Source organism: Acinetobacter puyangensis, assembly GCF_900096995.1.
GTDB classification, from domain to species: Bacteria; Pseudomonadota; Gammaproteobacteria; order Pseudomonadales; family Moraxellaceae; genus Acinetobacter; species Acinetobacter puyangensis.
Genome location: NZ_OANT01000001.1, coordinates 516,069 through 527,955 on the forward strand (window position 1 = coordinate 516,069; position 11,887 = coordinate 527,955).

The following is an 11,887-nucleotide window of genomic DNA, read 5'->3' on the forward strand; positions in this document are numbered from 1 at the left end:
AGAGGGTAATTAAAATAAAAAGTAATAATTTGATGTATTAAATCCTTTTTTATGCAGAATTTTTTTTAGTAATCATATATTTTTATTGCACTTTTTTATAAGAGGGAAGATAAGGGGTTTATTTTAATTGATTGACTTTTTGGATCCAGTTAATTAGATTGAGTGAGTGGATAGGATATCCACCAACACAAGTATTTCAAAATTTCTTAGGCAATTATGGATATGGATATACATAATCACTCAATATTTCTCTGTTTTCAGCGGAATTGTGCTTCCAGTCCAGATTGGGAGTGCATCTATGCCAAATAATACAATTTTAACCCAGATCGACCAGCAACCGATGACGACTTATCAATGGTTTGTGATTGGGATCTGTATTTTTCTCAATATCATTGATGGCTTTGATGTCATGGTCATGGCATTTACTGCGCCATCTGTATCCAGTGAGTGGCTGCTCAGTGGTTCGCAAGTAGGTTTATTATTAAGTGCCGGTTTATTTGGTATGGCCGGTGGTTCGATTTTTCTTGCACCGTTAGCCGATAGGATCGGGCGTCGAAAATTAATTTTAACCTGTTTGGCAATTGCTGCAGTAAGCATGTTGGCCTCTGCTGCGGCAAGCTCACAGGCCATGCTTGCCATATTCCGTTTTATTACTGGTTTGGGCGTTGGTGGCATTTTGGCAAGCAGCAATGTGGTTGCCAGTGAATATGCAAATTTGCGTTGGCGTAGTCTGGCAGTGAGTTTAATGTCTACAGGTTATGGAATTGGCGCCACACTCGGTGGTGTATTGTCATTGACCTTAATTGGAGAGTTTGGCTGGCGTTCGGTATTTTTGGTGGGTGGAATGACGACCGTTGTCATGCTGGTATTGGCAATATGGTTATTACCGGAATCATTGGATTATTTGTTTGCCAAACGTCCCTCAAATGCCTTGTTAACCACAAATAAGATTTTGCAAAAAATGAAAATGAGCACGATTGCTCAATTACCTGATGTACACGTGGTAGCGACGCAGCAAGGACAAACTGCAATATCTAAATTGTTCCAAGGGGCAAAAGCAAGGCAAACCTTGTATTTATGGTTTGCTTTTTTCTTGGTGATGTTTGGTTTTTATTTTGTCATGAGCTGGACTCCGAAAATTTTAATTGCCATGGGCATGTCACCTGAACAAGGCGTGAGTGCAGGGATTTTAATTAGCATCGGCGGTATTTTTGGTGCGGCGATTATTGGATTATTGGCATCTAAAATCCGAATTTTTTATGCCTTAAGCATATTTTTGGGCTTAACCGCATTGTGTGTGTTTCTGTTCGTGAGTGTATCTGCTCAAGTCAGCACAGCATTTATTGTCGGGATATTCTTAGGTTTATTGATCAACGGTTGTGTTGCAGGTTTATATTCCATTTCACCAACGATTTATGCGGCAGATGTGCGTAATCGTGGCGTGGGTTATGCCATTGGTTTTGGTCGAATCGGTGCAATATTATCGCCGATTGTGGCAGGGATCTTTTTGGATCAGCAGGTCGCAGCTGCTACGATCTATGCTTATTATGGGATTGTGTTCATTTTTGCCATTGGTTTAATTTTATTATTAAGTCGTGAAGTCAATCGTGAGCAAAAGCAGCCTGTTTGAATATTAAAATATAACAAGGTCTGACCATGAATGTCAGACTTTGTTTATCGATAGTTTAGGCGTTTAATGCTGCAAGTTTTACATCGGCTTCGAACGGTAATCCGACATAGTTTTCTGCTAAAGAACTTTGGCCTGCAAAAGATTCCAAAATATAGCTGAGTTCTGCCTGTTTCATGCGATGGTCAAATTCTGATTCGGTATCAAAACGATGTAATAGATGGGTCATCCACCATGAGAATCGCTCGGCTTTCCAAACACGGGCAAGACATTTTTGCGAGTAATTATCGATGCCATGTTCAGAATGGCGATTAAAATATTCAATAAATGCCTCGGCTAAAAAACCGATATCTGATGCAGCGAGATTTAAGCCTTTAGCACCAGTAGGTGGCACAATATGCGCTGCATCGCCGGCTAAAAATAGTTTGCCGAAGCGCATGGGCTCGGTAATGAAACTGCGTAACGGGGCAATACTTTTTTCGATAGAGGCACCGGTGACCAATTTATTGCGACTATCCTCATCAAGCCGGTTTTTGAGTTCTGCCCAAAAAGCCTCATCAGACCAATTTTCTACAGAATCGGTAATCGGCACCTGTATATAATAACGGCTGCGTGTATTCGAGCGCATGCTACAGAGTGCAAAACCACGTTCAGATTGTACATAGATTAATTCTTCAGATACAGGCGGCACATCGGCAAGTACGCCAAGCCAGCCAAATGGGTAAACTTTTTCAAAAGTTTTAATTTTTTCTTGTGGCACACTGGCACGGCATACACCATGAAAACCATCACAGCCAGCAATAAACTGGCAATCGATACGAAAAGATTGCCTTTTATTGTCAAAGGTAACATAGGGTTGTGTGTCAAAGTCATGAATACGTACATTGTCTGCTTCATAAAAAGTTTGCAGTTGTTGGCTTTCACGTGCCTGCATTAAATCTTTGGTGACTTCGGTTTGCCCATAGACAGTGACTTGTTTACCCCCTGTCAGTTTATTCAGATTAATTCGATGTTTTTTCTGATGAGTTAAAATTTCAATACCATCATGTGGCAAGCCATATTTTTCCAGATTTTCGGCAACACCAGCTTTTCTGAGTAAATCGACAGACACTTGTTCTAAAATACCAGCTCGAATGCGTGCGGCAACATAATCGGCACTGCGCTGTTCGATGATCAGATGGTCAATACCTGCTTTGTAAAGCAGTTGTCCAAGTAATAAACCTGCCGGCCCTGAACCAATAATGGCAACTTGCGTGCTTAACTTTTCCATTGTTTTTGTATCCCTTTAATGCAATATCATGCGATGACTAAAACCTTATGATGTTTATCAACAACAGGCTAGTTGGGATCTCGTTATTTTGTCCGAAATCTATTATATTTGTCCGTAGAGCGGACAAAATGGTGAGTGAAATGCTGATGGACAAGCGAAAAAAGATTAACCCGATTTCATCAGAAGAAATTTTAACTGAGCATTATATTGCGAGCCTTGCCAAAGGCATGGAAGTGCTTGAAGCTTTTGGCACCGAGCGACAAAAGTTGAGTGTGGGGCAGGTTGCAGAAAAAACAAGGATTAGCCGTACAGCGGTGAGGCGTTATTTATACACCTTTAAATATCTGGGTTATTTATCCAGTGATGGTACACACTATTGGATTACCCATAAGGTGCTGAGATTTTCAAGTGCTTATTTAAATTCCAGTTTTTTACCAAAATTAGCCCAGCCTTACCTCAATACATTAAATCAGCTTAGCGGTCTGAGTTTTTCTGTTGTGGTTTTGGATGGTCACGAAGTCGTACCGATTGCACATAGTGTCATGCGTCAAAATGAGCAACGCATCATGCCTTATGGGATTCATTTGGGTAATCGTTTGCCTGCGCATGCAACCTCGACAGGTAAATTACTTTTGTCTTATTTAAGTCCTGATGAGTTACAGCAATGGATCGAACAGTTTGGTTTAAAGCGGTTAACACCGTATAGCATTACCGATGAACATCTGTTTAAACAACGAATAATTGAAATAGGACAACAAGATTATTGTATTTCAAAAGAAGAACATGAATTGGGTGTTATTGCAATTGCTGTACCGCTGTTATCAGCAAAAGGTGATGCGATTGCAGCACTTAACTGTATTAGCACCACCAATCAAATGGATACACCTGATTTAGTTGAACATATTTTGCCAAAACTACGACAAACAGCGCAGGATATTCGATACGCATTAAATTAGTGGTTAATGCGCTTGCGCCGTATAGTGCTTTAAATTATTAGACATCATTTCTAAATTGCTTTTGATCACCATGGCCAGATTTTTGTCAATAGAGTCAAGCATCTGGCTTTCTATATGCTGAACAATTTCACGACAGGCTTGCACTTTTTCCAGACCTAATGTGGAAAGTTCAATTAGAATTCTTCTGCCATGTTGTGGATCAGACTTTTTGATAATCCAGTGTCGATTTTCAAGTTCCTGAATGACCTTGGTGGTCGATTGCGGCTTGATAAAGGATAATTCAGCGAGTTTGGCGTTGGATAAGCCCGGTTTGCGCTGGATAACAGAAAGCATTGTAAATTGTGAAAGCGAAATATCAATTTTTTTAAGTTCATCATTTAAAATTTTATTGATTAAACGATCAGTACGTGCAATCACATAGCTTAAAGTGGTACGTGCTTCGGAAATCGTGATGTGTTCAGTCATTTTAATTAAAAGCTCTTTTGTCATTTGTAAAACATTATACAAATGAATTTAAAGGAGAATTAAAGCATAAATACAAAAAAATTAAACTTTATTCTAAATAGGACTGCATCAAAAATAATTTTAAATATAAGTCTATCTTACAATTATTTAAACTAAAATATTAATTAAGTATTTGTTTAATATTTATTAATATGTAAAATAAAATAATTTTAATTTGCTATTGAATGTAAGCTTGTCTTATATTATATTAAATAAACAAACAGGGAATGATGTCAGATGAGGAGTACAACATGACATATGAAAATAAATGGCAAACAGTGGATGTAAAGGTTGAGAGCGGAATCGCTTGGGTGACGCTTAACCGTCCAGAAAAACGAAATGCCATGAGTCCAACTTTAAATCGCGAAATGATTGATGTACTTGAAACATTAGAGTTAGATGATGATGCACAAGTATTGGTATTGACAGGTGCAGGTGATTCATGGACTGCGGGTATGGATTTAAAAGAATACTTCCGGGAAATTGACGCAAAATCTGATTATATTCAAGAGCGTATTCGTCGCGATTCATGTCGTTGGCAGTGGCAATTGCTACGCATGTATTCCAAGCCAACAATTGCAATGGTTAATGGCTGGTGTTTTGGGGGTGGTTTTTCACCACTTGTGGCATGTGATCTGGCAATTTGTGCAGACGAAGCAACCTTTGGTTTATCGGAAGTCAACTGGGGCATTCCACCCGGTAATCTGGTGAGCAAGGCAATGGCAGATACCGTCGGACATCGGGCTTCATTGTATTACATCATGACAGGTAAACCATTCTCAGGACAAGAAGCCGAGAAAATGGGATTGGTCAATAAAAGCGTTCCACTGAGCCAGTTAAAAGCCGAAGTGACCGAATTATGCCATGTGTTACTAGAAAAAAATCCGATTGTACTGCGCTATGCGAAAAATGGCTTCAAACGCTGTCGTGAGCTGACTTGGGATCAAAATGAAGACTATTTATATGCCAAAATTGACCAGTGCAGCTATCGTGATACCGAAGGTGGACGAGCTGAAGGTTTAAAACAGTTCTTGGATGAAAAAAGTATTAAACCAGGCTTACAAACCTATAAGCGTAAAAAAAGCGCTTAAATTAATCGTATTTTGATTGATGAACCAGAAAGGAAGCAATGGGTCATGCAAAACGTACAATTATTAATTCATGGAAAGTCGCTTGATGCAAGTACAGCAGAAACATTTCAGCGCATCAGCCCAATAGATGGCAAGGTTGCGAGTGTTGCTGCTGCGGCAACGATAGACGATGTTGATGCAGCCATTGCATCGGCACATCGGGCATTTGCCACATGGTCTGCCTTGTCACCGACAGAGCGGAGAATGCGTTTACTCAAGGCTGCGGATTTACTCAATCAAAGAATGCAGCAATTTATTGATGTTGCTGTAAATGAAATTGGTTCATCGCCAACTTGGTATGGTTTTAATGTACATCTTGCTGCCAATATGCTGCGAGAAGCTGCTGCCATGACCACACAAATTGATGGCAGTCTGATTCCTTCAGATGTACCGGGAAATCTTGCAATGGGTATGCGGGTACCCTGTGGTGTGATCGTTGGCATGGCACCATGGAATGCGCCAATCATTCTTGCAACCCGTGCTTTGGCCATGCCTCTGGCATGTGGTAATACCGTGGTTTTAAAAGCTTCGGAATCCTGTCCTGCCACCCATCGTCTTCTGGCAGAAGTCTTGCTGGAGGCGGGTTTGGGTGATGGTGTGGTGAATGTGATTACGCATCGTGCAGAAGATGCACCGCAAATTGTAGAGCGCCTGGTCAGTCACCCTTTGACCAAACGGGTTAATTTTACCGGTTCGACGCATGTCGGTAAAATTATCGCAGAAATCGCTGCTAAGTTTTTAAAACCTGTGTTACTGGAACTTGGTGGCAAAGCGCCGGTAATTATCCTGAATGATGCCGATCTCGATGAAGCGGTGAATGCCGTTGCCTTTGGTGCGTTTTTTAATCAAGGTCAAATTTGCATGTCAACCGAGCGTGTTTTGGTACAGTCAGAGATTGCTGAACAATTTATCGAAAAACTGACGGCAAAAGCCCGAAGCCTAAAAGCTGGTGATCCCAGAATATCGGAAAACCAACTGGGCACCATGGAAAGTTTAAAGGCTGCCACGCGGATGCAGGGTTTATTGCAGGATGCTTTGGATCATGGTGCAACATTGCCTTTAGGAATCCAAATTGAAGGTACAGTCATGCAGCCAACTATTATTGTTGATGTGACCCAGCAGATGAAATTGTATGCCGAAGAGTCTTTTGCGCCAGTGTGTACAATTCAGCGTTTTGAGACGGTGGATGAAGGAATAGCCCTTGCGAATGATAGCCAATATGGTTTATCTGCTGCGGTATTTAGTCAAAATATTGCACAGGCGCTGTCTGTGGCAAAACGCATCGAGTCTGGCATTTGTCATATTAATAGTGCCACTGTACAAGATGAAGCGCCCATGCCATTTGGTGGGGTAAAACAAAGCGGTTATGGTCGTTTTGGCAGTAAAGCCTCAATTGTCGAATTTACCGAGTTACGTTGGATCACGATTCAAACTGAGCCTAGACATTACCCAATTTAGAAATTGGTAAAATTGATTTCGCTTCAATGAGTTGGTTCACGATAAAAATTTCGCAAGAGGCGAAATATGGATGACAAGAGGTCATTCTTATACATGGAGTATGTATATGGCACACGCAAAAATGTTCTCGCCAAATTATCCTGAGCGTTATGTACGCTTGGGTAGTCATGAGATTGATTATGAATATAACGAGGGTGCGTTATATCTCTATCCACAAGAGCAATTGAAAGATTATCCGCAAAAATTAACCGACCGCTTAATTCAATTTGCTGAAACGCATCCAGATCGAACATTTGCTGCAAAACGTGATAATCAGGGTCAATGGATAAGATTAAGCTATGCCGAAGTGGCACAGCGGGCATGGCATATCGCTCAAGCTTTATATCAGCGTGATTTATCAGAAGATCGCCCGCTGATTATTTTATCCGGCAATGATCTTGAGCATTTGGTTCTATCAATGGCTGCAATGTTTGCTGGTGTTCCATTTTCGGCAATTTCACCATCGTATTCTTTAATTTCTCAGGATTTTGGCAAACTCAAACATATTATTGAGGTATTAACGCCCGGCATGGTATATGCGGCAGATGGGCAGTTATTTGCTAGAGCAATTCAAAGCTGTGTTGCAGATGATATCGAAGTGGTGACAAATTCAGGTCTGGTCGGGGATCAACCCTGTACATCTTTTCAAACTTTATTGGATACACCGATTGGTGATATTCAGGCGCATTATGCCACGCTGGATGAGCATACCATTGCCAAATTTTTATTTACCTCAGGTTCAACTAAAATGCCAAAGGCTGTGCCTACAACGCATTTAATGCTGTGTGTCAATCAGCAAATGTTGTTGCAGACCTTTCCTGAATTTGCTGATGAACCGCCTATCTTGCTGGATTGGCTATCTTGGCATCATACCTTTGGTGGCAGCCATAATGTCGGGATTGCCTTATATAACGGCGGTACGATTTATATTGATGATGGTAAACCTGTTGCAGGTAAATTTGATGAAACCATTCGCAATCTCAAAGAAATTTCCCCAACTGTTTATTTTAATGTGCCAAAAGGCTGGGAAGAACTGACCATTGCGCTTGAAAATGACAAGGCATTACGTGACAGCTTCTACGCCAAAGTTAAAATTTTATTTTTTGCCGGTGCAGCCCTATCAAATGCGGCTTGGGAGCGCTTGGATCGTATCGCACAGCAGCATTGCGGCGAAAGTATTCGAATCATGAGTGGTTTGGGCATGACAGAAACTGCACCTTCATGTGCATTTACCACTGGCCCCCAAGTGATGGCAGGCTTTATTGGCTATCCAGCACCAGGTTGCACAGTCAAACTGGTACCAACGGGTGACAAACTGGAGTTTTGTGTCAAGGGCAAGCATGTCATGAAAGGCTATTGGCGTTTAAATGACGATCAGCAATCCACTGTTTTTGATGAAAAAGGATTTTATCATACTGGTGATGCCGTGCGTTTGGTTGATGATAAAGACCCGCGTCAAGGCTTAATGTATGACGGGCGATTGGCAGAAGATTTTAAATTGAATACAGGGACTTTTGTCAATGTCGGTACCTTGCGCAACACCGCATTATTAATGGGGAATCAACTGATTCAGGAAGTTGCAATTACTGGTAGTAATCTGGCATCAATTGGTTTTCTGATCTTTCCCAAACTAGATGCCTGTGCCGAAATTGCACATTTAAACTCTAAATCTGTTGCACCTGAAAAGATCCTGTCACATGCCAAAGTACGGGATTGGTTTCAGCAATTTTTAAAACAATACAATCAGAATGCCACAGGCAGTTCAAATCGAGTCAATAAATTATATTTGATGGTAGAACCTCCACAACTTGATGCTGGTGAAGTCACTGATAAAGGTAATTTGAATCAAGCCAATATCATCAAACGCCGCCATGATTTAATCACTGAATTATACGATGAAGACATCAGTCATCCATTGATTGTCCGAATCTGAAGCAATGTGACATCAACAAAGGATTTGATGATGAACCAAGATCAAGAATTTGAATTATTCCGCAGTAATTATCAGCGTTTTTTGGCTGAATATGTTGCGCCATATTATGAACAATGGGAAGAACAGGGCCTGATCCCTCGTGAATTGTGGTACAAACTCGGTGAAAATGGCTTTTTATGTGTAGATGTCCCCGAAGCATACGGCGGTTATGCTGCACCTGTCGATTATTCATTGATGCTGGTAGAAGAAACAGCACGCGCAGGATTTACCGCTTTAGCCGTTGCCATTGGTGGGCAAAGTGAACTGGTTTCACCTTATATTCAAAATATTGGCAATGAAGCGCAAAAACAATACTGGTTGCCAAAAATGGTGAGTGGCGAAGTTGTGGTCGCAATTGCCATGACCGAAGCCAATGCTGGATCGGACTTGCAAGCTATTCGCACTCAGGCGATTCGAGAGGGAGAGCATTACATTATTAATGGCACCAAAACCTTTATTTCGAATGGTCGTAATGCAGACTTAATCGTACTCGTTGCCAAAACTGATAGCGCACAGGGTGCAAAAGGCATGTCGATTTTTTTAATAGACGCGTATTTACCAGGCGTGAGCAAGGGGCGTGCATTAAAGAAAATTGGTTTACATGCACAAGACACGGTTGAGTTGTTTTTTGACAATGTTCAGGTTCCTGCCGAGCAGTTACTGGGTGAAGAAAATAAAGGATTTGCCTATTTGATGCAGGAATTACCACGTGAGCGTTTGAGTATTTCGATGATGGCGATGGGCGCAATACACGGTGCAATCGAAATCACCACGCAATATGTGCAAGCGCGTAAGGCATTTGGACAGTATCTAAGCCAGATGCAAAATACCCGATTTGTCATTGCACAAGCGGAAATTAAAGCAAAAGCAGCAGCGGCGTTTTTGCAGCAATGTGTTGACTTATATCAACAGGAACAACTCAGCATTCCTCATGTTGCTGCGCTCAAATGTTTTATCACCGATACACAAGGCGAAATTATTGATCAACTGCTGCAACTGTTTGGTGGCTATGGCTATATGCAGGAATATCCAATTTCAAGATTTTTTGTCGATGCACGAGTGCAGCGAATTTATGGCGGTACCAATGAAATTATGAAGGAAATTGTTGCACGATCTTTACTTGGTAAATAAACACAAGCGATTTGTTTATGGCAACACTGGATGTGAGCTTGATAAATTTTCAGGATGAAAATGATGAAAAAGTTACTAATTATTCCGTCTTTGCTGGCGGTATCTACCTCTATTTTTGCTGAAGGCTTTATTGAGGATAGTTCGTTAAGCTTAACAGCACGAAATTTTTATATGAATAAAAATTTCTATAACAATACCGTCAATCAGCCTTCTGCTGTGTCATGGGCACAAGGTTTTATTTTTGATGCAAAATCAGGTTATACACCGGGCAAAATTCAGTTTGGTGCCGATATGATTGCGACACTAGGTATTAATATCAATTCGGATAATGCCGGTCGTGGTGTGTATATCGTACCGTCTGATGAGACCAATACATGGGGTGATGTCGCATTTACAGCGAAAGCTAAGGTGAGTCAGACAGAGTTAAAGGTTGGTGCGCTCAATATCATGAATCCGGTCTTTATTACTTCGCCAGCACGTTTACTACCACAATTATTTCAGGGGATTTCGGTAAGTTCTAAGGATATTGATCATTTTGAGTTATCTGCGGCGTATGTGAATAAAGTGAATCATCGTGATTCGACAGATTGGGAAAAAATCACTTTGGCAAATACCAACTGGCGCTTTAAGCAACAAGCAGAGACTGATGCCGTGTATTTTGCGGGTGGATATTATCACTTTTCACCGCAGACCAAAGCACATTTATTCTATCTCAATGTAGAAGATATTTATGATCAGGTTGAAGGCGGTTTTGAAAATACATATGCCTTAAATGAAAAGGTCAATTTACTTAGCGATGTTAAATATTATCGCAGTCGTGATATTGGTGAGGCAAATGGCGGTAATGTCGATAACGACATGTATATGGCAAACTTTGCGGTGCAACGTGGTGTGCATAAAGTCTCTTTGGGTACGATTATCAATCGTGGTGAAACGGCTTTCCCTTATCTTTACAACAGCGAAGTGGGGGTGTTTTTAGATACTTGGCCCAATGAATTCTGGAATGCGAAAGAGCATACCTACAGTATCCGTTATGACTATGATGCCAAAGCATTATTGCCGGGTTTAAGGTTTATGACCCGTTATACCTATGCCAATAATATTCATACCACAACCAATCAAAGCTTACCGGGTGGTAATCCATATTTACTCGGTGGCGATAATTTGCATGAAAGTGAGCTAGATTTTGACCTGATGTATCGTGTGCCACAAGGACGGTTTCAAAATCTGGGCTTTCGTATTCGTCATGCCATTTCCGATAACAACATGACGTCAAGTGCGGCGATTAAGCCGACCAGAGAAACACGAGTCAATCTGGATTATACATGGAAGTTCAAGTAGGTCTTTTACAATAGGAAGTCCATATATGTTTGATTCTCATCAATTACCACCCATTCATCATTTTTTAGGTGGGCATGATATTAAATGGCATGCAGAACAAGGCATTTTGGAAATTAAGTATCAGACACAACAGTGCTTTACCAACCCTCGAGGCAGCATTGAGGGGGGAATGTTGTGTGCCATATTGGATGATGTGATGGGCATCTTAAGTGTATTTAATAAAGCAGAACGCCCGGCTGCGACTATTAATCTTCATATTGATTTTTTTAGACCCTGTCAGGTTGGTGAGGTTCTCGCCAAAGCATGGTTCGTCAAAGAGGGAAAAAAAGTGCTGAGTATGGAAAGTGAAGCATGGCAAAAAGACAAACTGATTGCTAAATGCAGCGCAGCCTTCTTGGTTTTGTAATGAATCATGTCAGGTTTGTTTAAATTAGGATTAAAAACAAATCTATGGCAGCA

General features: G+C 40.9%; 10 protein-coding genes. 8 read left to right on the top strand and 2 right to left on the bottom strand.

Going from position 1 to position 11,887, the window contains the following annotated elements:
• Positions 1 to 298: 298 nt before the first annotated feature.
• The gene (locus tag CRO21_RS02440) at positions 299 to 1,630 is read left to right on the top strand and encodes an MFS transporter (protein ID WP_097077741.1); all 1,332 of its coding nucleotides are present in this window, start codon (positions 299 to 301) and stop codon (positions 1,628 to 1,630) included.
• Positions 1,631 to 1,685: 55 nt separating this feature from the next.
• Here CRO21_RS02440 and pobA read toward each other — a convergent pair whose 3' ends face one another.
• Positions 1,686 to 2,897, bottom strand: a complete 1,212-nt coding sequence (pobA, locus tag CRO21_RS02445) for a 4-hydroxybenzoate 3-monooxygenase (RefSeq protein WP_097077742.1) — start codon at positions 2,895 to 2,897, stop codon at positions 1,686 to 1,688.
• Between the two features lie 146 nt (positions 2,898 to 3,043).
• Between pobA and CRO21_RS02450 the strand changes: the two genes are divergently transcribed.
• Entirely contained in the window at positions 3,044 to 3,853 is an 810-nt protein-coding gene (locus CRO21_RS02450; protein ID WP_097078112.1) for an IclR family transcriptional regulator domain-containing protein, read from the top strand.
• 3 nt (positions 3,854 to 3,856) lie between these two features.
• Here the strand turns inward: CRO21_RS02450 and CRO21_RS02455 are convergent, their stop codons facing one another.
• Positions 3,857 to 4,342 carry a MarR family winged helix-turn-helix transcriptional regulator gene (locus CRO21_RS02455; RefSeq protein WP_378234911.1) on the bottom strand — a complete coding sequence of 162 codons (486 nt, stop codon included), beginning with the start codon at positions 4,340 to 4,342 and terminating at the stop codon, positions 3,857 to 3,859.
• Positions 4,343 to 4,608: 266 nt separating this feature from the next.
• Between CRO21_RS02455 and CRO21_RS02460 the strand changes: the two genes are divergently transcribed.
• The 6 genes from CRO21_RS02460 (at position 4,609) to CRO21_RS02485 (ending at position 11,834) form a co-directional block, all read left to right on the top strand.
• A complete protein-coding gene (locus CRO21_RS02460) occupies positions 4,609 to 5,448 on the top strand; it encodes a p-hydroxycinnamoyl CoA hydratase/lyase (protein ID WP_097077743.1) in 840 nt (279 codons plus the stop codon).
• 45 nt (positions 5,449 to 5,493) lie between these two features.
• Positions 5,494 to 6,945 carry an aldehyde dehydrogenase gene (locus CRO21_RS02465; protein WP_097077744.1) on the top strand — a complete coding sequence of 484 codons (1,452 nt, stop codon included), beginning with the start codon at positions 5,494 to 5,496 and terminating at the stop codon, positions 6,943 to 6,945.
• Between the two features lie 106 nt (positions 6,946 to 7,051).
• Complete coding sequence (locus CRO21_RS02470) at positions 7,052 to 8,917, top strand: feruloyl-CoA synthase (RefSeq protein WP_228150341.1); 1,866 nt, start codon at positions 7,052 to 7,054, stop codon at positions 8,915 to 8,917.
• A gap of 30 nt (positions 8,918 to 8,947) precedes the next feature.
• Complete coding sequence (locus CRO21_RS02475) at positions 8,948 to 10,087, top strand: acyl-CoA dehydrogenase family protein (protein ID WP_097077745.1); 1,140 nt, start codon at positions 8,948 to 8,950, stop codon at positions 10,085 to 10,087.
• A gap of 63 nt (positions 10,088 to 10,150) precedes the next feature.
• Positions 10,151 to 11,428 (top strand): OprD family outer membrane porin, encoded by a 1,278-nt coding sequence (locus CRO21_RS02480; RefSeq protein ID WP_097077746.1) that lies wholly within the window; start codon positions 10,151 to 10,153, stop codon positions 11,426 to 11,428.
• A 25-nt stretch (positions 11,429 to 11,453) separates the two neighbouring features.
• Entirely contained in the window at positions 11,454 to 11,834 is a 381-nt protein-coding gene (locus CRO21_RS02485) for a PaaI family thioesterase (RefSeq protein WP_097077747.1), read from the top strand.
• Positions 11,835 to 11,887 lie beyond the last annotated feature (53 nt).

Excerpts from the sequence above, each read along its gene's own strand:
- CRO21_RS02440 (WP_097077741.1), top strand. The coding sequence starts at position 299 with ATGCCAAATAATACAATTTTAACCCAGATCGACCAGCAACCGATGACG.
- pobA (WP_097077742.1), bottom strand. The coding sequence starts at position 2,897 with ATGGAAAAGTTAAGCACGCAAGTTGCCATTATTGGTTCAGGGCCGGCA.
- CRO21_RS02450 (WP_097078112.1), top strand. The coding sequence starts at position 3,044 with ATGGACAAGCGAAAAAAGATTAACCCGATTTCATCAGAAGAAATTTTA.
- CRO21_RS02455 (WP_378234911.1), bottom strand. The coding sequence starts at position 4,342 with ATGACAAAAGAGCTTTTAATTAAAATGACTGAACACATCACGATTTCC.
- CRO21_RS02460 (WP_097077743.1), top strand. The coding sequence starts at position 4,609 with ATGACATATGAAAATAAATGGCAAACAGTGGATGTAAAGGTTGAGAGC.
- CRO21_RS02465 (WP_097077744.1), top strand. The coding sequence starts at position 5,494 with ATGCAAAACGTACAATTATTAATTCATGGAAAGTCGCTTGATGCAAGT.
- CRO21_RS02470 (WP_228150341.1), top strand. The coding sequence starts at position 7,052 with ATGGCACACGCAAAAATGTTCTCGCCAAATTATCCTGAGCGTTATGTA.
- CRO21_RS02475 (WP_097077745.1), top strand. The coding sequence starts at position 8,948 with ATGAACCAAGATCAAGAATTTGAATTATTCCGCAGTAATTATCAGCGT.
- CRO21_RS02480 (WP_097077746.1), top strand. The coding sequence starts at position 10,151 with ATGAAAAAGTTACTAATTATTCCGTCTTTGCTGGCGGTATCTACCTCT.
- CRO21_RS02485 (WP_097077747.1), top strand. The coding sequence starts at position 11,454 with ATGTTTGATTCTCATCAATTACCACCCATTCATCATTTTTTAGGTGGG.